An 18,373-nucleotide genomic window follows, 5' to 3' on the forward strand; every position below is an offset into this window, starting at 1 on the left:
AACTCACAGGCCAAGGGCGGCCAGCTGCGAGATCGCGCGGTCGCGCCCCTCGCGGGCGCGTGGATTGAAACAAGTCCGGGCAGACCGTGGTGGTGCACCACTCCGAGTCGCGCCCCTCGCGGGCGCGTGGATTGAAACCTTGGGTCAGTTGGGACAGGGGATGACTTCCGGCGTCGCGCCCCTCGCGGGCGCGTGGATTGAAACTTCCGCCTCATCCGTGCCCGACGGCCCGCTGTCGTCGTCGCGCCCCTCGCGGGCGCGTGGATTGAAACCATTGAAGTGGCGTCGTGACCAAGCTGGTCAACGCCGTCGCGTCCTTCGCGGGCGGGTGGATTGAAACCATGCATGGGGCGAATACCATTCGATCGTTTCCAAGTCTCGCCCAACGCCGGGCGTGGATTGAAACCACTTGCCGCAGAAGAAATCATCCAGCTTGTACTGGTCGCGCCCTCGCGGGGGGACGTGTGGATTGAAACAAAACCAACAAAGGAATGGTGAACAGGGATGTAGTTTCGCGCCCCTCGCGGGCGCGTGGATTGAAACACGAAGGTCAAGAAAGCCGGCGAGGAAATCACGGTGTCGCGCTCCTCGAAGGTGCGTGGATTGAAACGCGACATGGTTGGTGATTTCACGCGCGTAACCGTGTCGCGCCCCTCGCGGGCACGTGTTTTGAAACCGCGCCATGTGCCTCGGCGTTCTGTCGTTCGCCGGTCGCGTCCCTCGTGGGCGCGTGGACTGAAACTCGTAGGCGCAAATTTCTTTGTGACCTTGCCGCGTCGTGCCCCTTGCCGGCACATGGGTTGAACAAGAACCAAGTGAACTCGATGAACTTGGCCGCCGGTACGGATTATCTCGTGTGTAAGGCTTCGAGTCGCGCTGTCAAGATTCCCCGTCGGCCGGGCTGTCCCTTGCACGCATAGGTGCAACGAAAGCGCATTTCGCTCTGATCGAGTTCTGGTAATTTGACCTCCTGTCACCCGCTGTGGACGCGTTAATGTCGGAAGTGCCTTCGCCGTCGAATGCTTTCCCGGTCGCCTTGCCGCTGCGCGAGGCCACGGTCGTCTGGATCTGGATCGGTCTGTCGAGTTTCGGTGGGCCGGCCGGACAGATAGCGCTGATGCATCGGGAACTGGTGGAGAAGCGTCGCTGGATCAGCGACGCCCGGTTCCTGCACGCGTTGAACTACTGCATGCTTCTGCCGGGGCCGGAGGCGCTGCAACTGGCGATCTACATCGGCTGGCTGCTGCATCGCCTTCGCGGCGGGATCATCGCCGGGCTGTGCTTCGTGCTGCCGGGATTGTTCGTGATCATGGCCCTTGCCACGGTCTACGCCCTGTATGGCCAGGTGCCGCTGGTTGCAGCGGTGTTCTTCGGTCTGAAGGCAGCCGTGCTGGCCGTGGTGGTCGAAGCGGTACTGCGGATCGGGCGCAGGGCGCTCAAGACCAGAACAATGGTCGTGATCGCAGCGATCGCTTTCATCGCCATCTTCGTCTTCGCTGTGCCGTTTCCTTGGATCGTGCTGGTGGCCGGCATTGTCGGTCTGATCGGCAGCCGGTTCCTTCCGGGGCAATTTCCTGCGCCCGCCGACGGCAAGGACGATACGACTTCGAGCTACCTCGCCGACCGGCTGCTGGCAACCGGCCAACTGTCGCACACGCAGGCGTCAGCGAAGCGCGCCATCGGGATCGCACTGGCCGGATTGGCGCTGTGGTGGCTGCCGGTCTTCGCCGTCGTGGGCGTGCTCGGCGTGGGCAGCGTCATCGCGCAGCAGGGCCTGTTCTTCAGCCAGACCGCGGTCGTCACCTTCGGCGGCGCCTACGCCGTGCTGGCGTACGTGGCGCAGCGCGTCGTCGAGGGTTACCACTGGCTCGCGCCCGGGGTCATGGTCGACGGTCTTGCGCTGGCGGAAACCACGCCCGGCCCGCTGGTGCTGGTGCTCCCCTTCGTGGCTTTCCAGGCCGCGTTCCTGCACCCGGCAGGCCTCTCGCCGTTGGCAGCCGGTTTTGCCGGTGCTGCGTTGGCTGCCTGGGTGACCTTCGTCCCCAGCTTCCTCTTCATCTTCCTTGGCGCGCCTTGGATCGAAGCACTGCGCCGGCATCGGGCCCTGCACGCGGCCTTGTCGACGATCACCGCCGCGGTCGTGGGCGTGGTCCTCAACCTGTCGGTGTGGTTCAGCCTGCACACGGTGTTCCGGCACGTGCGCGAGGAGCGGCTCGGCGTCCTGCGCCTGCAGATCCCGCAATGGGACACGGTGCAATGGCCGATGGTCGTGCTGTCGGCCGCGGCGCTGTTCGCCACGCTGCGCCTGAAGATCGGGATTGGCTGGGTCCTGCTCGGAGCCGCTGTTCTAGGCGTCGCGTCGGTGTGCTTGTGATGATAAGTAGGCGGGATCGCATCTTGGCGACGGTCTTGTGCTGTACGCCTGCCCGCCCTTCTCCGAAAAAAATGTTTCCGCCGATCGCAGGGCGGTTGCTTCATCTCAGTGTTCGCGCCATTCTCGACCTTGTAGACGACGTCAAAGTTGATCGTCATCAGTGGTGGTAAAATAGGCTTCAATTCCAGCTATCGAAACTGATGTGTGAAAGTTGAATTTTCATGTTTTTTGCCTCTGCGGCAGCGCCGCAGAGGCAACGATGAGGGGCATTCGTTGAATCTGATGCCCACGTAGCCTCGACACATCGCGGGACGTCGGGAGCATCCTATGAACCGCTTGCACAATACGGAAGTCTATCCCCCAGCCGTCTTGGTCGTTATGGAGTCGATGCCAGCGCTGGCCGTGGAGATCGCCAATCGCTGGATGCGAGGCTGGCCAGAGCGCACGCGGCAGTTGCTCAATGCAGGCGATTTTCTCGTCTCGCTTGCGTTGGAGATCGCGTGGGTCCAGGAGGCGTGCGGTCCGACGCCACCCGCGGATGGCGAGGAATCCTCCGTCGTGGTCTGTCTCGCTGGGCGCCGACCGCCCCCGTGCCCGAAAAAGTGGTAGTTGGGTCGGAAGGCCTGTGCATCACCGGAGCAGGGGGATGACGTCGAGTTCGTGCTTGGGGAACGACGCGCGACCCGCTTGGTGCATCCGCTCGAGCATGGTTGGATCGTATTCCAACAGGCTCGTAGTCATCTCCGGTCGCTGAAAGACGTTGGCCTACCTTCGTCCCTTCTACCACACGGGGGTAGACTTTTCGAACGAACGTCCACCGTTAAGGTCGCATTCAATGCGTCAGCTGTCAGAAGCATCGGGTGTGATGCGGGGTTGTGCTTCGAACAGGATGGCTTCGGGTCGTAGAGCCCTTCTCCGGCGGTGCCTCCATGTGACCGACTGGCGGGGACCTGCGGCCATGGTGATCCACACGGATACTTGAGATGCCTTACAGTTTCACCTTCGCGAATTTCCGCATGGACCTCCGGGCCCGTGAGCTCTATCGCGATGATGAGCGCGTGATGCTGGCGGTGGTCGCCTTCGATTGCCTGGCCTACCTGATTCGGCATCGCGATCGCCCGGTCGGGCGCGACGAGCTGATCTCGGCGGTGTGGGGGCGCATGGACGTCAGCGAATCCACGCTGGCGCATACGATCGTGCGACTGCGCCAGTGCCTGAGCGACACCGGCAACGACCAGCGCTTCATCCGCACGATCCCAAGGCTGGGATATCGCTGGGTGGCGCCCATCTTCGAGACCATGTCGGAGACCTCCGTCGAGGAGGCGGCGCTGTCGCCGCCTGTGGTACCCGTGATCGACGTTGCTCCGGAAGCCGAAGCCTCGAATGGTTCTGCATCCGAACCACCCGTGCCGACGGCGACCTCGCCCGGATCGCACCGTCGGCGGCACTTGGCCTTCGCGGCGCTGGCGCTCGCCGTGCTCGTGTCGGCGGCGGGACTGGCGGCATTCCTGTCGCGTTCGCCTGATCGACAGGGGGGCGCGACGGCCGGTACACCATCGACCGCGATGCGCGCGGTGATGGTCGAGCCTTCGGAGATCGTCGCGCCCGATGCCTGGTCGTGGCTGCGTCTGGGCACGATGGACCTGGTGGCGAACCGTCTGCGCGAGGGCAAGCTGCCGACGCTGCCCAGCGAGACCGCCCTGACGCTCGCGGATCGCGACGAAGATGCCTTTCCGGCAGGCGTGACCATGCGGGTCCATCCGCACGTGGAAAGGGATGGCGAATATTGGGTGGTGCGGCTGGAGGCGACGCTGGAGGATGGTCGCTTGCTGCACGCCGAAGCGCGTGGGCAAGAGGTGATGCAGGCCACGCGGCTGGCGGCGGACCGCTTGCTGCTGGCGCTCGGAAAGACCGTGCCGCCAGATGGGCTGGCCGCGCCGGGCGACATCGACACGTTGCAGCAGCGGATCGCGGCGGTGCGCCTGGTCGGGCATCTGCCGGAGGCGCTGTCGCTGATCGAACAGGCCCCCGCAGCTTGGCGCGCGCGACCGGAACTGGGGCTGCTGGAGGCGCGCATCCACTGCGACATGGGTCACTTCGACGTGTGCCACCAGCGTCTCGATGCCCTGGCCGACAAGGTGTCCCGCGGGAAGGATCCCGAAATCTACGGCCAGATGCGCGTGACGCAGGCGTGGCTGTACGTCAACCGCGACGGTGATTTCGGGCGCGCCGACGCGGCGCTGCAGGATGTCATCGGGTTGAAGTCGACACTGGTCGGTTCCGATGCGCTGGGCAACGCCTACTCGCTGCGTGGCTGGATGCGTACCGACAGGCAGCCCGATGCGGCCATGGTCGACCTGGGGCAGGCACGGGCGATCTTCCTGCGACGCGGCAACCTGCGCGAGATCGCGCGAATCGACCAGCGCATGGGGGCCGTGCTGTCCCAGCAAGGCCGGTTGTCAGCGGCGCTCGCGTCGCTGCGTGCGGCGGATCGCCAGTTCGGCAACCTCGGCGCACTCGGCGACCAGGCCATCACCCTCATGGCGATGTCGCAAACCTACAGCCAGTTGCTCCAGCACGACGACGCGCTCGCGGCGACCGATCGCTACTGGAACAGTGGCAGCGCCCGCTACGACGGCGCAGCGGGATACCGGGCCTGGGCGTTGATGCACAAGGGACGATTGAAGGATGCGGAGGCACTGGTCGCTCCCATTCTGGAGCGACCCGGGGCCCCACAGTCGGACTGGGTGCGTGCCGACCTGCTCGCCTTGTCGGCGCGGATCCGCATGGCGCGCGGGCAGTTCGCCGGTGCGGCGGATCTCGCGAAACAGGCGCGCACGCTGTTTCCGTCCGATGTCGACCGGCAGGACTACTTCAACAACGGCATGCTCGAGATCCGCGCCCTGCGTGCCGCAGGGCGACCGGAGGCGGCCGGGCTGGCTGCCGATCAACTGCGGGCCTGGGTCAGCCGGTTTCCCGATGAGCGCCTGCAGGTGGGCGCGTCCCTGGTCGAGGCCGAACGGGCCTGGGCTGAAGGCAAACCTTCCGCCGCCATGGTGCGTTATGCCCGGGCCCTTGCCGGTGCCGAGCATCTGGGCGTGCCCGAGGTGCTGGTGGAGGTCGGCAGTTCCTATGCGGATGTCCTGATGGCCTCCGGAAGGCTGGACGCAGCGAGCGAGGTCGTTGCGCGGCTGGCGGCCTGGTCACACGAGGACGTTCGCGCGGCGCGCGTGCAGGCGCGCCTGCTGGAAGCGCTGGGCAATGCCGCCGGAGCCAGTGCGGGGTATCGCGAGGCGGCACGACTGGCGGGCGAGGGACAATGGGATGCCGGCATTCCCGTCGGGCGCGATGCGGTCGCGCTGACCGAACCCGCTCGCTGAAGCCCGGGCTGTTCTGGAGGCCGTGCGCCGGCCTGCAGGTGCGGCGATGACCCGGGATGCATCCCGGCTGCATGCCGCAGCACTTCTTCGGCATGCGTCCTGATCACGTTGCCCGCACCGTGCGACCCGGTCGAACCATGGATTGGGGGTCGTGATCTCCATGCAGAGCGAGCGTGCCCCCGAGCGCATCGGGCTCCCCGGCAGTGAATGCGAGCGTCCGCCATGTCCCCCGGGTCTGGATGCGCCACTTCCGGTTTCCCGCGGCAGCTGGCCGCAGCGCTGCCGGCGGTGGCTCGGCCAGGCCAAGGTGCGGTTATTCACGTCGAGGGTGCCTTGGGTGGCGCCCGTTCGGGCGGTCTCGGTGGCGATGGTGGGCCTGTCCCCGGCGACCGAGGCGCGTCTGCGCGCGGCCTGCCGCGACGTCGCCGCCCTGGGCCAAGGCTATTCGGTGGCGCTGGCGCAGTGGAACGGTCAGTGCCCCGACGTCGTCATCGCAGACTGCGACGATATCTATGCCCGCATGGTCTGTGCCCTGGCGATCCGCTCCCGGAGCCGCGTCGTTCATCTAAGCGCGGGCGCGCAGGCGCTGGTCCATCGGAGCGAGGATGGCGCGCTGCGGACGCTGTCGCAGGCGGATCTGGTCGCGCTGATCGCGCGGCTCTGCATGGAAACGGCGCCTCATCATCGTGACGACGCAGTGCCCGACGGCGCAATGTCGGCGCTGTCGGACCTGTTGCGTACCAGCCTGTTGTCGCAGGTGGTCCGACAGCGGGCAACCGGCTGGACCCCGCTGATGCGCGGACACGTCCACCTTCGACTGAACCGTCTGTCCTCACGGATCCAAGCCTCCTCACTGTGGCATCTCGACGAGGCCGCCCGCCATTTGTTGAGTCCTGCATGGCGGCCGGTGTCGCTGCATGACACCGATGCGTCCGCGGTGGAGACCAGTCTGGATCTGTTCCTGCTGCGCGCCTGCTTGTCGCAGGAGGCCATGTTGCCGCGGCTGGATGCCGTGCATTTCCGGCTGGCGCATTGGCCCGATCTGGACGGGCAGGAGCCGCAGTACGCCTGGGTGCTGCCGCTGATGGTCTCGGTGGTCCGCCAGGCACCGGTGCAGGTGTCTGCCATGGTCGGGCACGAGGCGCCGTCATCCATGCGGATCAATGCGCTGTTCTGGGCATTCTGGGCCAGCGGGGTGCTCGAACGGGTCGCGATGCCTCCGAGGCGCCTTGGCGCCTGATCCGCCCGTGCCGATGTGCCCGTGTCCACTGTCGGTCAGGATATAAATCCTTCAATAACAGAGGCTTGCATGCATTCGGCATGCCCGCTGCATGGTTCGTGCATGCGGTGGCGTATGGAGTTGACGCAAGCTGCGCCCGCTTTCCGTGGATTCCGTACAGGGGCGGACCATCGACATGAATGCGAGAACGCGCCAGCGTGGCTTCACGCTGATCGAACTGGTGGTGGTGCTGGCCATCATTGCCATCCTGACGGCGCTGGTGCTGCCGTCCTACCTGGACTACCTCACGCGCAGCCGCATCCGGGTCGCGCAGTCCGATCTGCTGGCGCTGTCGGCCAGCGTTGAAAACGACCGCCAGAGAACGCTGCTGTATCCCGCGGTGGCGCTGAGCGGGACCGCCGCGGTGACCGGTCGCTTCGCCAACTGGACCCCGGCGTCCCGGTCGACGGACTTCAGCTTCGCCTACGGTACCGACGCCAGCGGATACCGGATCACCGCGACCGGTGTGGGCGGCCGCCTGGCCGGCTGCAGCGTGTCGCTGACGGCTGCCAACACCCGCACCACGGCCGGCTGTCCGAACGTCGGGGACCTCTCGTGGTGACCCGGCGCCGAACTTCCGGTTTCACGTTGATCGAGCTGATGGTGACGATCGCCATCATGGCCTTCCTGCTGTTCGTCGGCCTTCCCTTCACGCGAGGCTGGGTCGACGGCGTGCGCCAGATGCAGGCGCGGAACCAGTTGCTCGACGGCATCGGCCAGGCGCGCGCGCTCGCGCTCCGCAACCCGGCGGCGCTCGCTCCCGATCAGCCGGTGGCAATGCTGCGGGTGGCAGGTCGTGACGTGCAGGTGGTGATGTCTCCTTCGGATACCACCGTATGGTCGGCCCGGCTTCACGAAAGCGTCGTGCTGAACACGGCCGGAAAAGCGATTCCGGCGACACGGATCATGAAGCACGGAAGCGACGAACGATTCCGCTGCGTCGCCTTCAACAGCCGGGGCATTCGTCTGCCCGATGCCGTCAATTGCACGCTCCCGCTGACCATCGGCCGCATCGCGATCGGTGTGGGAGAACAGGACCCGATCCATGTCGAACTTCTGTAAGCCGCTTCGCGCCAGACAGCGTGGCGATGTCCTTCTGGAATCGCTGGTCGGCGTCCTGCTCGTCGGTATCCTCGGTGCGGGCATCGCCCATGTCGCCTCGCGCATCGCGGTCAGCCAGCATGACGCGAAACTGGAGAATCTCGTCGTGGAACGCTTGCGCGACCGTTTGCAGCGCGACGGCCTGACGCTGTGCGACGCCCCTGCGTCGTCGATCGCGCTCACGCAGGACGTCGAGGTCGGGGTATCGGTCGACTGCAAGCACATCGCCGATGCAGAGGTCGGTGTGGCGGGCGCGCTCAGGAAGGTGCCGATGCCGCCCGAGATCACGCTGCAGGCAGCTCCGGACGACCGCGGCGAGATCGAAGTGGGCACGCATCAGTTGCCGGAGGCCACGCCATGATCCCGGCGCGACGGCTACGGCGCACGCAGCGAGGGCAGACCCTGATCGGCATGATGGTCGGTCTGCTGATCTCGCTCCTGAGCATCGTCGCGATGGTGGCGATCTACAAGACGAGCATCGGCATCTCCACCAATGCTTCGCAGACCGCCTTGCGCGACGGGCAGTTGTCGGCCGCGATGCTGGCTGCGCAGATCGAGATGCAGCAGGCGGGCTTCGGCCTCGATGCCGACGCTCCGGGCGTGCTCGCGGTTTCCGACGACGGCAAGCAGGTGCTTTGGCGTTACCGCGATGGCTCCGCGTCCACCAGCCTTTGTGCCGGCCTGCGCTTGGTCACCGATGCCGCGGACACGAACATTCCGGTCATGCCCGCGGAAGCCGGAAGCGATGTCAGGGGACTGTACTGGTTGCCCGAGAAAGCCTGTACCACCGTGGATCCCGCGCCAACTTGGGGGAGTGCCGCGGACGAACGGCCGAGGTTGCTGGCGTCCTCGTCCGGTTTCTTCGCGCCGATCGACGCGCACGGCGGAGCGCTGGGCGATGAGAACGGTGGCGGCAGCCTGGAAGGCCTGCGATTCGTCCGCCTGTCCGGCGGCGCATGCCTGCCGTATCTGCAACAGACCGACACCGACGATCTTCCGAAGCGATCAGTGCGCATTTCCCTGAGAAAGGACGCTGCGCATGAAGTGTTCTCGGCATGCCTGCCGAACGTCCAGATATCCGCAAGCACGGGGAACGAATGATGACGATACGGAAAAGACACCCGACGCCGAGGCATCGCCAGCGTGGCGTCGCCACCATCCTGATCGTCCTGCTGATGGCGATCGCCGTTACGGTGACCGTGCTGTGGGTTGGCTTTTCCCTGCGCAACACGCAGCAGCGACAGCTCAGTGCGCATGCCGCCACGGCCGCGCAGGGCGCCGCATGGCGTGGCGTGGAGGTGGTCCGCGTCTATCTGAAGCAGTTGCCGAAGACCACGCTCGTGCAGTGGGGGCCGAAGGCCGGCGGGAAAGCAGCGTCGGTGCCCGACGACATGGCGCGGACCGCGTCCGCGACTGCCGCGAAGTCGTCCACGCCCGCCGCTGTCACGTGCCGTGATTATCCGCAAGGCTTGAACGTGGGGGGGCTGGAGGCGTTGGACGCGACGGGAAGGCTCACCCAGGTGTGCGCGTCCGACAGTGATGGTGTGTACCGGATCACCGCTCAGGTCACCGGTAGGGCGGGAAGCGGTTCGGCGGCCACGACCAGTCGGATTGAAGTGGTCTACGACGTTCGCCCGGGCGGCGGTTCGACCGGACAGCCGACGGACGGGACCGGTACGCGCCTGCCGGTGCCGACGGCCAGTTTCGTGGGCACGCTCAACTTCGACGGCAGCACCCTGAACATCGTCAATGGCGATACGGCGACCGATGTCGCCGTCGACGGCGACATCAACTTCAACGGTGCTGCGCTGTTCTCGGCCTGCACGACGAAGGACATCCATTTCACCAGCAACCAGTACTGCGGCACCTACTACCGTGCCGAAGGCGCGATGACCGGTCGCGGTGCCACGTTCGGCAAGTACGGCGGCAGCGCCTGCAGTGCCAGCAAGGTCGAGGGTGTCAGCCTGCACGCAGGCACCGGCATCGATCTGTCCGCCAACGGCGCCAACAGCAACGGGCGCTTCTGGACGGTGCAGACGGCGGCGGGCGACATTCGCATCCTCGGTACCTCCGAATTCCTCTCCCCGACGGGATCGCTGTGGGGTGGTGGTGGCATCGGTCTTGGCTCGGCCGGCAGCGTTGCGAAGCCGGTGGGCGAAGTGCTGTCGATCGGCGATCTCGTGCTCGGTGCGGGCAATCAGCTCAGCACGATCGAGCGTGCCCGCATCGGCGGGTCGGTCTACATCGATTCGTGGAACAACAGGATCGATGGCGGCACCGTCGGCGGCAGCGTCGTCGTGCGCAGTGGCAACGGGGATCTGGTGCACCTCACGTCCGGTGGCAGCGCGCCTGCAGCACCGCCTGTGCCGGAATGCAAGGTGCCCACGCCGTCCATCGACGTGTCGGCACTGCGCGGCGCGGCCAACATGATCCTCGATTTCCGGAACGACGATCGCGCACAACCGATCTTGCAACTCCAGAACATGGCGCCAGCGTCACTTAACCGCACCTACGATCTGCTTTCCGCAGACAGCCTGGTCCAGACGCGGATTGCATCCTTGTTCGGTTGCGATGCCGGCTGGTGCCGCAGCATGGCCATCCCCACGTATGACGCTGCCCACGACATGTGGCGACTGCCTGCGTTCGGGACGATCCAGCCCGGCGTGCTGTGGGTGAACGGCTCGCTCAACGTGCAGCCGAACAGCGGCTACACGTTCTTCAACTCCTTCGTGGTGAGCCGGAACATCACGTTGAGCAACAACGGTTTCGTGCTGAAGGCGCCCAACTTCGCGCCCACCGATGGCGATGTCTGCCGCGAGAGTGCCAATCCGGTCAACCTTTGTGGCGAGGACTTCAAACGACGCGGTGTCGCCCTCGGCAACATGGCCATGGTGATCGCGAACGACGCGGCGCTGAGCGGCAACACCATCTACGGCAACGTGGTCGTCGGCAATTCGCTGACCGGCACCAGCGGCTCGATCCGCGTCAACGGGCGGCTGATGGTCGGCAGCAATGCGAACTCGCAGATCAATTTTTCCGGGGGCGGTTTCCACATGACCGTCGACTCATCGGGAATGACCGGGGACCAGACCGTAATCGAAACCGGCGGCGATCCAGGTGAGGGCACCACGCCGACGACCTCGGCCAGCAGCCGTGTGCGCTGGTCGAGATATCTCTAGCTTACCGTCTCCAAAGAAAGGGCGAGCATCGATCGCGTCGGATGGCGCATAGATCCGTAGGCCGCAGCGTCTCCAGTATCAATGGCGGATTTTCGATGCCGATCCTGGCGTCGTGATCGACGCATGGCGCTGTCGGTGCAAACGAATTTCCGCAACGCTGTCTCCGCATGAGGGCATGATGGGAATTGCAGTGTGGGAACAAACTTCGACGCAGCAGGACGATGGTCGAGTCGAGTGGACAGGAAGCGGCGATGCGAGCGTGCGGCGCGACGATCCGTATGTTCCGGGCGAGTATCTGCCGGGGATCCTGCAGGCGCTGGTGGCGTCGCCGGCCGGGTTGACGCGCATCGAGCTTGATGGCGTCGGCTGCGTGGACATCGACACGGGAAGCCTCAGATTTCAGGCTGCAGTGGACGATTGGGATGCCTTCTGCACCGTTCCTAGATCTGGTTTCCGCGTTGTGCGATTGTCTGCGAACGCACGAGTGTCAGGCCCCATGCGTTCCCTTGAGGAACTGTTCTGGATCGCCGGTTATTACGCCTCGTCAGGCCGTCTGCCGGCATATGCGAACCGGCATGAGGTGGTCAGATTGATCCATTGGCCGAACTTCACGCGATTGCCCTGCGCGCCGGACGCTTATCGATTGTGCGCTCTGCTGGCGAGAAGGCCGAGCAGCATTCATTTGTCCAGCAGGTTGGCGGGGGTGGATGAGGCGCTCGCCTTTCGCTTCTTCAGTGCGGCGCATGCTGCCGGGATCATCGAAATCGTAACGCGACTGCGCAATCCATCCGATTTTCCGATTCCGGCGAATGACGAGCGCGCGACATCGTCGTCGGATCACGTGCTGGGCGTCATGTTGAAATCGTTGTGGCAGAAGATGGTCGGCCGGTGAACGATGGACCAGAAGATCATCTTCGCCGGTCCGGTGGGCGCAGGAAAGACGGCGGCGATCAGCACGATCAGCGATCTGCCCGTCGTGGACGCCGAAAAAGACGCGACGGACGATGTGGCGCTGCGCAAGTGCCAAACGACGGTCGCGATGGACTACGGCGTGCTCAATCTCGCCAACGGCACGAAGGTGCATCTATACGGGGCACCCGGGCAGACGCGTTTCGATTTCATGTGGGACATCATCACCCTCGGCGGATTCGGCCTGGTCCTCATGCTGGATCAGGCACGGCCCGACCCGGTTGCGGACATGGAACGGTACCTCACCGCCTTCAAGGGCTTCATCGAAAGGACTGGCGGTACGCTGGTCGTCGGAATTACACGCATGGACCTTGTCCCCGGTGGGGTGATCGATCCGGTGCGCAGGCGATTGAACGAAATGGGCCTGAACGTTCCAGTCTTCGAAGTGGATGCGCGCGAACGGGAAGACGTCAAGCGGTTGCTGCTCGCGTTGCTGTGCCAGATCGATCCCATGGTCCGGCGGTTCCGATGACGTCGTCGTCCTGCGCGGCAGGGGCTGCGGGTCCGCGGAAGGACGCGACACATGCCCCCATCCTTCGGCTGTGCGGTTTTGGCGTCGCGCACGCGCGGAAGGTGGTGCTCGCCGAAATTGATCTGACACTTCATTCCAAGGGCATGTTGGTGCTGCTTGGGCCGTGTGGAACTGGGAAATCGACGCTGCTCCGCGCGTTGTCCGGGGCGCTCGCGGAAGCTTCCACGTCCCGCGCGTGGGGAGATGCGGAGTACCTCGGGCGTGCGATCGGTGCCGACGGTCATTGGCCTGTTCTGGTCGGGCAGAGCGCACGATTGATGATGTCGAGCGTGTTCGAGAATCTGGTCTGCAATCTTCCTGGTCGTGAGCGCATGACTGGCGCGCAACAGCGCAGCCTGGTGTGTCGACGTCTTCGGGAGAACGCACTGGATGCGTTGATTCCGCAACTCGAACAGCCGGTGGAAGCGCTCAGTCCCGCAATGCAGCGGCACGTGGCCATCGTCCGCGCGGTTGCCGCCGATCCCGAATTGTTGTGCGTGGACGAGCCCACTGCCAATCTCTCCGGCAGTGACGCCGAACGCCTGATCGCGCATTTGCGCCGGGAATCCCTGCGTCGCGCGCTGATCGTCGCCACACATCATCAAGGCCATGCGCGGATGCTCGGTGGACGCACGGCACTGCTGGCTGGCGGGCGCATACAGGAGATCGCAGAAACCGCAGATTTTTTCGTCGCGCCGCAGACATGGGCCGGACAGGAATTCATCCGTGGCGGCACATGCCTGCTGCCGTCGCCGGACGCGATACCCCAAGATCTCGACGCTGGCGTACCACCACCTCCGCCTTTGCCGATGGCGGCGAGAATTGCGATCAACGATTCCCGCGGTCCGAGCGGGTTCCACTGGCTGAGACGCGGAGAATTGGCTGGAACACCGAAGCCGGGTGTTGTCGGCGACCTCGATTACGACCTTGCTGCATTGCAGTGCGTTGGCATCCGCCATCTGGTCAATCTCACCGAACATGCGATGGACCCCGTGCATCTGTCGCGTTTCGGCATCGTCGCGCATGCATTCCCGATCGCCGACATGGCACCGCCATCGACGGCCCAGACGGTTGGGATCTGCATGTTGATCGATCGGGCGATCGCCGCTCGCGAACCGTTAGCCGTGCATTGCCGGGCCGGGCTTGGGCGCACCGGAACGGTTCTGGCGCTGTATCTGGTCTGGCGCGGCGCCGAAGGCGCTTTGGCACTGGAAATGGTGCGTCGGATTGAACGGCAATGGGTGCAATCCGCGTGTCAGATCGCGGCTATCGATGCATTCCAGGCCTGGTGTGAACGCGTGCGGTCGACCGTCGAGCCGCAGTGTTGCGCCGAAGCGTCAAGCGCTTTTGACGTCCGGGATTTCGCTTTTCCACCCACCACCACTCGTTAGGAGAATCAAGACATGTCATTCGATCAAGGCCTGCAGAAAGCAATGGCGAGTGTTCCGGAATGCATTGCCGCCGGTTTCATCGATCTCGCGTCGGGGATGTTGCTGGGCGTTAAGACGGTCGACTCGCATCCATCCGAGGTCATGGACCTGTTGGCTGCAGCGACGTCTGACCTGTTTCAGGGCGCGAATGTCAGCATGATCGAAAAGATCTTCAAGAAGGCCCGCGGCTTGCCGCTGAACGAGCATCACTACTTTCAGGAAATCATCGTCAATAGCGACAACCTCGTTCACATTTTTCTGCGCGGAAGGATCCATCAGAACTATGTCGCCTGTTTCGTCTGCAGACGCTCTGCCAATCTCGGAATGGCGCTCACGAAGGTGCGACTGGCGATGCCCGAGATGGAATCAATGATCTGAAATCCACTGCCACGATATTTGCGGAATTTCCGGATCTGAAGTTCGTGCATCCGGAATTCATGGGCTTTCCACCCGCGATTCTAAATTGAAGATCCGTAAATGACGATCATAACTGTCGCGAAAAACTCATCCCGACATGGCGGCAGACGTCCGGCCGCCATGCCAATGCCAGCTGTTCCAACAATGCCTGCCCGCTCATGAGTCAACAGACCGGTTCTGTCGGCGTTCCCTACGCCAGTCGCTTGCGCGGAATCCTTCGTGGTCTGCACACGGCATCGCCGGAAATCGAGGCGTCCGCGGTGATCTCAGGCGACGGGCTTCTTGTCGAGTCAATCTTCGACATCAAGCTCGACGCTGATCGTTGCGCCGCCATGTGCGCATCGCTTCTCGCATTGGCCGAGCGAGTGTCTGAAGAGACGTCGCGCGGCGATCTGCAGGTGGTCATCGTGCAGGGCGATCTCGGCGTGATCCTGTTGGCCCGCGCACCCAACGAACATGTGTTGGCGGTAGTGGTACATGCCCGGGCGAACTTGGGATTGACGCTCAACCTGGCTAAGAAGGCCGTCGCTTCCATGCCATGACGAATGGCGTTGCCATTGTAGAGAAGAGGTTTGTATGACGCTCGTATCACGCAAGATACTGCTGTTGGTCGTTGCGCTGCTGGCGCTGCCGTGCTCCGTGGTGCGGGCGCAATACGCCACCGGGGGCACTGGACTGTATCGCAATGCCATCTTCTGGGTCGACTGGGGGACGAACGGCGAGAACGTCTTCGCAGGAAAGACCATCACCCGGGGATTCAACATCGACACGCCGGCGACGGCAGCGAATCGTCTTGACATCACCTGCCAGCTGAGCAATGCCGCGGCGTCACGCGGCACGGCGGCGCTCTATGTCTATGCGCCTGGCGATTGGCGCGGCGACGGGCTCGACGAGTTGTACAACATCGGTGGCAATGATCCGGGTGATGGCGCGGGCATCGGCGGGAATCCCAACACGCTTTCGGTCGGCCTGCGCACCGAGACCGCTTCCACGGTGGAATTCGACCTCGATTGCTCCGCAACAATCGGCGGCGCACCGTTTCCGCTGCGTGGACTCGTGTTCGCCGATGGCGAAGCGAGCGGCGACGGCGAGTTCGTCGCTGCCAGGCTTACGCATGGCGGGGCGCTCAGGATCATCGATCAGATTTCACAATGCGGTGCGAGCACCGATGTCCAGATCCTTGCCGGGCCGCCGCAGGAAGCGCGTCTGGCCGGGACGACTGCGCACTGCCAAGCCCCGACAAATCCGCCGTTGTCGCGCGGCGGGCCTGCGCTGGTCGGTTTCATTGATGGCGCCACGTCTGCACGGATCATTGCCCAGGGACGTGGCGTGTCCGCGGTGGCGGTGGGTGCGATGATCGAGATCGATTTCTCCGAAGCCATCCCGGGGACATACGGCAACGCAGCGCATCTGCTGGACACCCAGTGGAGCGGCGGCAATGCCGTCGGCGGCGTGAACTACAACGATCCCGTTAATCTGTCGGTGCAGACTTACGGCATTCACCTTGGCGCCACTGTTGCGGCCGACCAGAATGCCAACGGCGCGGTCGGCGGCCCGGACGTCGATGCGCTGCCGAAGACGACGGGCCCACTGGGCGGCGGCTATGCGGCCGTGACTCCGCCGCTTGGTGCCGCGGGCACACCGTACGTCATCGCCGGCGTGTCCTGCGTCGGTCCGGCATCCGTCGCCGGATGGATCGACTTCAATGGCAACGGCAGCTTCGATTCCGGCGAACGTTCATCGATCGCCTCATGCGCCAGCGGCAGCAGCAGCGTGAACCTGTCGTGGACGATTCCGGCCCCAGGGACGGTGCCCCAGGCGACCAGCTACTTGCGGCTGCGCATCGCCACCGATACAGGCGAACTCGCGAGCGCGACCGGCATCGCCACGACCGGTGAGGCAGAGGACTACCGGATCGCCATGCCAGGTCCCACGCTGATGCTGCGTAAGGCCTGGGTCGGCGCGCGCGTCGGCGACACTGCCGAACTGCATGCCGCAGGGCTGGCCAACGCCCCGGGCTTCGCCTCGACCGCGAACCTGACCGACGAAGTCGATGCCGGCACCGCGGTCCCGGTGTATCCAGGCGAGACGGCGGTGCTGTCAGAAACGCCAGGTAACGTGAACGTTGGCCGTTATCACCCGTCGCTGGCATGCAGCGGTGCGGGCGATACCGACCTGTCGGACGGACTGACCGTCGGGGCAGGGGACGCCGCCATCGTGTGCACGTACACCAACGAGATCCATCGTGCGGACCTTGTGCTGACGAAGACCAACACGCCGGGCACAAACGCCGAACAGGACCAGACGGCTGATACGCTGGTGTCCGGCACGACGACGGCGTATATCCTCACTGTCGTGAACCATGGTCCGGATCCCGCCAATGACGCGGTCCTCCGCGATCCGCCCGGCACCGGGCTGTCGTGCGCGACTGCGGCATGCACCGCGAACGGCGGCGCCGCCTGTCCTCCGCTCACCGGTGCTCCTCTGATGACGGCGTTGCAGACGACCGGTGTCGCGATTCCCGTCCTGCCTGCGGGGGGAAGCGTTTCCATGGCGGTGCAATGCCAGGTCGAGTGATTCCAGAGTCCACACCCGCGCCTGACTCTGCGCCATCGCCTGTCCGCTCCGAGACGTTCGCTAGGCATGCTCCTTGCTTACTCCTCGGTACACACTATTGGCGGAGGGGATATGGCTCTCACCATGACGCGAACCCCATTGCCATCGACGGTGGTTTTCGCCGATGCAGACAATGAGCAGTTCTTCACGGCACGCACGCGAACGGGAATGATGTTCCCGCCCCATGCGGTGACGCTTGTCGGAAGTATCTACGGCGCTGTCGTCGCGCTGGATCGTCGCGTGCGGCGGGACGTGCTCCCGCTCGGCGCCCGGCACGCGATCCGGCTGCGTTCTGTGCTCGTCGACGACCAGTGCGGTAGTTGCGAGATGGCAGTGGACTACTTGCACGACATCCACGAGAGCATCAGGTTCTCATGCGACGACATCCAGCGCGCCCTCGGAAACGGTGAGGTTCGTCACCAGGGGCAGGGGCAGTGGGTGGAGGTGACGATCAGGGCCGTGGATTTCGCTTCCGACCAATTTTCGTCGGTTTCCGACGGTTTTTATCGAGATTCTGGAAAGGACGGCAGTGGTGCGATCACCTGAAACTCGCCGTTGATAAGCGTGTTCTATCGAAGATTCTTCATCGAAATGCGCCGTCGGCAAAGCGAACATGTGCCGTCATCGAGCGGCCGTCGGCAGACGATCTTTCGGAGGTTCCATGAAGATCCAGCGCAACAACGACATCCCGCCGGGCATGGCAGATGCATTGGTCGGGTTGGTGCGGTGCTATGTGTCGGCGAGGGATCCCGAGGCGATGCCAAACGAGGGTGGCATCGTTCGTGAACTGCATCCGCCGCTGGCCGGCTTTGGCGGCATCTCCAAGTATCTCGGTGCTGCGATCAACGATGCCGGTGCGCCGGTTGGCGTGTTGCTTGGCGACAATGTCTTCGCTCCCCTGGACGGCGAGGTGGAGGCGCATGCGACGTTGCTGTTCGTCGACTCTGCCGCCGAGGGCGTGACCGCAACCACGGCGACGGAGCTTGTCGCAGACTTCGAGGCATGGGCAAGAGAACGGCAGGCCACACAGTTGGGGATCGTGACCTGCGTACGGATCTTGTAGCCACTCAGGCGGTGAGTCCTGTGGGGATGGTATCGGGTTCGGACCAGTTCCGGC

16 protein-coding genes are annotated in these 18,373 nt (G+C 64.4%); all 16 read left to right on the forward strand.

Annotated features, from left to right (window positions below; genetic code table 11):
• Positions 1-994: 994 nt before the first annotated feature.
• Positions 995-2,374 (forward strand): chromate efflux transporter, encoded by a 1,380-nt coding sequence (chrA, locus tag ACT53R_RS17270; RefSeq protein ID WP_476173150.1) that lies wholly within the window; start codon positions 995-997, stop codon positions 2,372-2,374.
• 983 nt (positions 2,375-3,357) lie between these two features.
• The gene (locus tag ACT53R_RS17275; RefSeq protein ID WP_476173151.1) at positions 3,358-5,754 is read left to right on the forward strand and encodes a winged helix-turn-helix domain-containing protein; all 2,397 of its coding nucleotides are present in this window, start codon (positions 3,358-3,360) and stop codon (positions 5,752-5,754) included.
• Between the two features lie 151 nt (positions 5,755-5,905).
• On the forward strand, positions 5,906-6,994 hold the full coding sequence (locus tag ACT53R_RS17280; protein WP_476173152.1) for a hypothetical protein: 1,089 nt from the start codon (positions 5,906-5,908) through the stop codon (positions 6,992-6,994).
• A 175-nt stretch (positions 6,995-7,169) separates the two neighbouring features.
• The gene (locus ACT53R_RS17285) at positions 7,170-7,595 is read left to right on the forward strand and encodes a type IV pilin protein (protein ID WP_476173153.1); all 426 of its coding nucleotides are present in this window, start codon (positions 7,170-7,172) and stop codon (positions 7,593-7,595) included.
• Positions 7,592-8,095: a pilus assembly FimT family protein gene (locus ACT53R_RS17290; RefSeq protein ID WP_476173154.1), complete on the forward strand. Its 504-nt coding sequence runs from the start codon at positions 7,592-7,594 to the stop codon at positions 8,093-8,095. The genes ACT53R_RS17285 and ACT53R_RS17290 overlap by 4 nt, the downstream gene beginning before the upstream one ends.
• Positions 8,079-8,495 (forward strand): hypothetical protein, encoded by a 417-nt coding sequence (locus tag ACT53R_RS17295; RefSeq protein WP_476173155.1) that lies wholly within the window; start codon positions 8,079-8,081, stop codon positions 8,493-8,495. The genes ACT53R_RS17290 and ACT53R_RS17295 overlap by 17 nt, the downstream gene beginning before the upstream one ends.
• Positions 8,492-9,235: a PilW family protein gene (locus ACT53R_RS17300; protein WP_476173156.1), complete on the forward strand. Its 744-nt coding sequence runs from the start codon at positions 8,492-8,494 to the stop codon at positions 9,233-9,235. Before ACT53R_RS17295 ends, ACT53R_RS17300 begins: the two co-directional genes overlap by 4 nt.
• Positions 9,190-11,313, forward strand: a complete 2,124-nt coding sequence (locus ACT53R_RS17305; RefSeq protein WP_476173157.1) for a hypothetical protein — start codon at positions 9,190-9,192, stop codon at positions 11,311-11,313. The genes ACT53R_RS17300 and ACT53R_RS17305 overlap by 46 nt, the downstream gene beginning before the upstream one ends.
• 112 nt (positions 11,314-11,425) lie before the next feature.
• Complete coding sequence (locus ACT53R_RS17310; protein ID WP_476173158.1) at positions 11,426-12,205, forward strand: hypothetical protein; 780 nt, start codon at positions 11,426-11,428, stop codon at positions 12,203-12,205.
• A gap of 3 nt (positions 12,206-12,208) precedes the next feature.
• Positions 12,209-12,754 carry a GTP-binding protein gene (locus ACT53R_RS17315; RefSeq protein WP_476173159.1) on the forward strand — a complete coding sequence of 182 codons (546 nt, stop codon included), beginning with the start codon at positions 12,209-12,211 and terminating at the stop codon, positions 12,752-12,754.
• A gap of 101 nt (positions 12,755-12,855) precedes the next feature.
• Positions 12,856-14,184, forward strand: coding sequence for a phosphatase domain-containing putative toxin (locus tag ACT53R_RS17320; protein WP_476173160.1), 1,329 nt, complete (start codon positions 12,856-12,858; stop codon positions 14,182-14,184).
• 12 nt (positions 14,185-14,196) lie between these two features.
• Positions 14,197-14,601, forward strand: a complete 405-nt coding sequence (locus ACT53R_RS17325; protein ID WP_476173161.1) for a hypothetical protein — start codon at positions 14,197-14,199, stop codon at positions 14,599-14,601.
• Positions 14,602-14,798: 197 nt separating this feature from the next.
• The gene (locus ACT53R_RS17330; protein ID WP_476173162.1) at positions 14,799-15,182 is read left to right on the forward strand and encodes a roadblock/LC7 domain-containing protein; all 384 of its coding nucleotides are present in this window, start codon (positions 14,799-14,801) and stop codon (positions 15,180-15,182) included.
• A gap of 34 nt (positions 15,183-15,216) precedes the next feature.
• Positions 15,217-17,217, forward strand: coding sequence for a CshA/CshB family fibrillar adhesin-related protein (locus ACT53R_RS17335; protein ID WP_476173163.1), 2,001 nt, complete (start codon positions 15,217-15,219; stop codon positions 17,215-17,217).
• 111 nt (positions 17,218-17,328) lie between these two features.
• Positions 17,329-17,802: a hypothetical protein gene (locus ACT53R_RS17340; RefSeq protein ID WP_476173164.1), complete on the forward strand. Its 474-nt coding sequence runs from the start codon at positions 17,329-17,331 to the stop codon at positions 17,800-17,802.
• Positions 17,803-17,917: 115 nt separating this feature from the next.
• Complete coding sequence (locus ACT53R_RS17345) at positions 17,918-18,319, forward strand: hypothetical protein (protein WP_476173165.1); 402 nt, start codon at positions 17,918-17,920, stop codon at positions 18,317-18,319.
• Positions 18,320-18,373 lie beyond the last annotated feature (54 nt).

The sequence above is a fragment of the Lysobacter sp. DMC104 genome (genome assembly GCF_056313665.1).

Excerpts from the sequence above, each read along its gene's own strand:
- chrA (WP_476173150.1), top strand. The coding sequence starts at position 995 with ATGTCGGAAGTGCCTTCGCCGTCGAATGCTTTCCCGGTCGCCTTGCCG.
- ACT53R_RS17275 (WP_476173151.1), top strand. The coding sequence starts at position 3,358 with ATGCCTTACAGTTTCACCTTCGCGAATTTCCGCATGGACCTCCGGGCC.
- ACT53R_RS17285 (WP_476173153.1), top strand. The coding sequence starts at position 7,170 with ATGAATGCGAGAACGCGCCAGCGTGGCTTCACGCTGATCGAACTGGTG.
- ACT53R_RS17295 (WP_476173155.1), top strand. The coding sequence starts at position 8,079 with ATGTCGAACTTCTGTAAGCCGCTTCGCGCCAGACAGCGTGGCGATGTC.
- ACT53R_RS17300 (WP_476173156.1), top strand. The coding sequence starts at position 8,492 with ATGATCCCGGCGCGACGGCTACGGCGCACGCAGCGAGGGCAGACCCTG.
- ACT53R_RS17305 (WP_476173157.1), top strand. The coding sequence starts at position 9,190 with ATGCCTGCCGAACGTCCAGATATCCGCAAGCACGGGGAACGAATGATG.
- ACT53R_RS17315 (WP_476173159.1), top strand. The coding sequence starts at position 12,209 with ATGGACCAGAAGATCATCTTCGCCGGTCCGGTGGGCGCAGGAAAGACG.
- ACT53R_RS17325 (WP_476173161.1), top strand. The coding sequence starts at position 14,197 with ATGTCATTCGATCAAGGCCTGCAGAAAGCAATGGCGAGTGTTCCGGAA.
- ACT53R_RS17330 (WP_476173162.1), top strand. The coding sequence starts at position 14,799 with ATGAGTCAACAGACCGGTTCTGTCGGCGTTCCCTACGCCAGTCGCTTG.
- ACT53R_RS17335 (WP_476173163.1), top strand. The coding sequence starts at position 15,217 with ATGACGCTCGTATCACGCAAGATACTGCTGTTGGTCGTTGCGCTGCTG.
- ACT53R_RS17340 (WP_476173164.1), top strand. The coding sequence starts at position 17,329 with ATGGCTCTCACCATGACGCGAACCCCATTGCCATCGACGGTGGTTTTC.
- ACT53R_RS17345 (WP_476173165.1), top strand. The coding sequence starts at position 17,918 with ATGAAGATCCAGCGCAACAACGACATCCCGCCGGGCATGGCAGATGCA.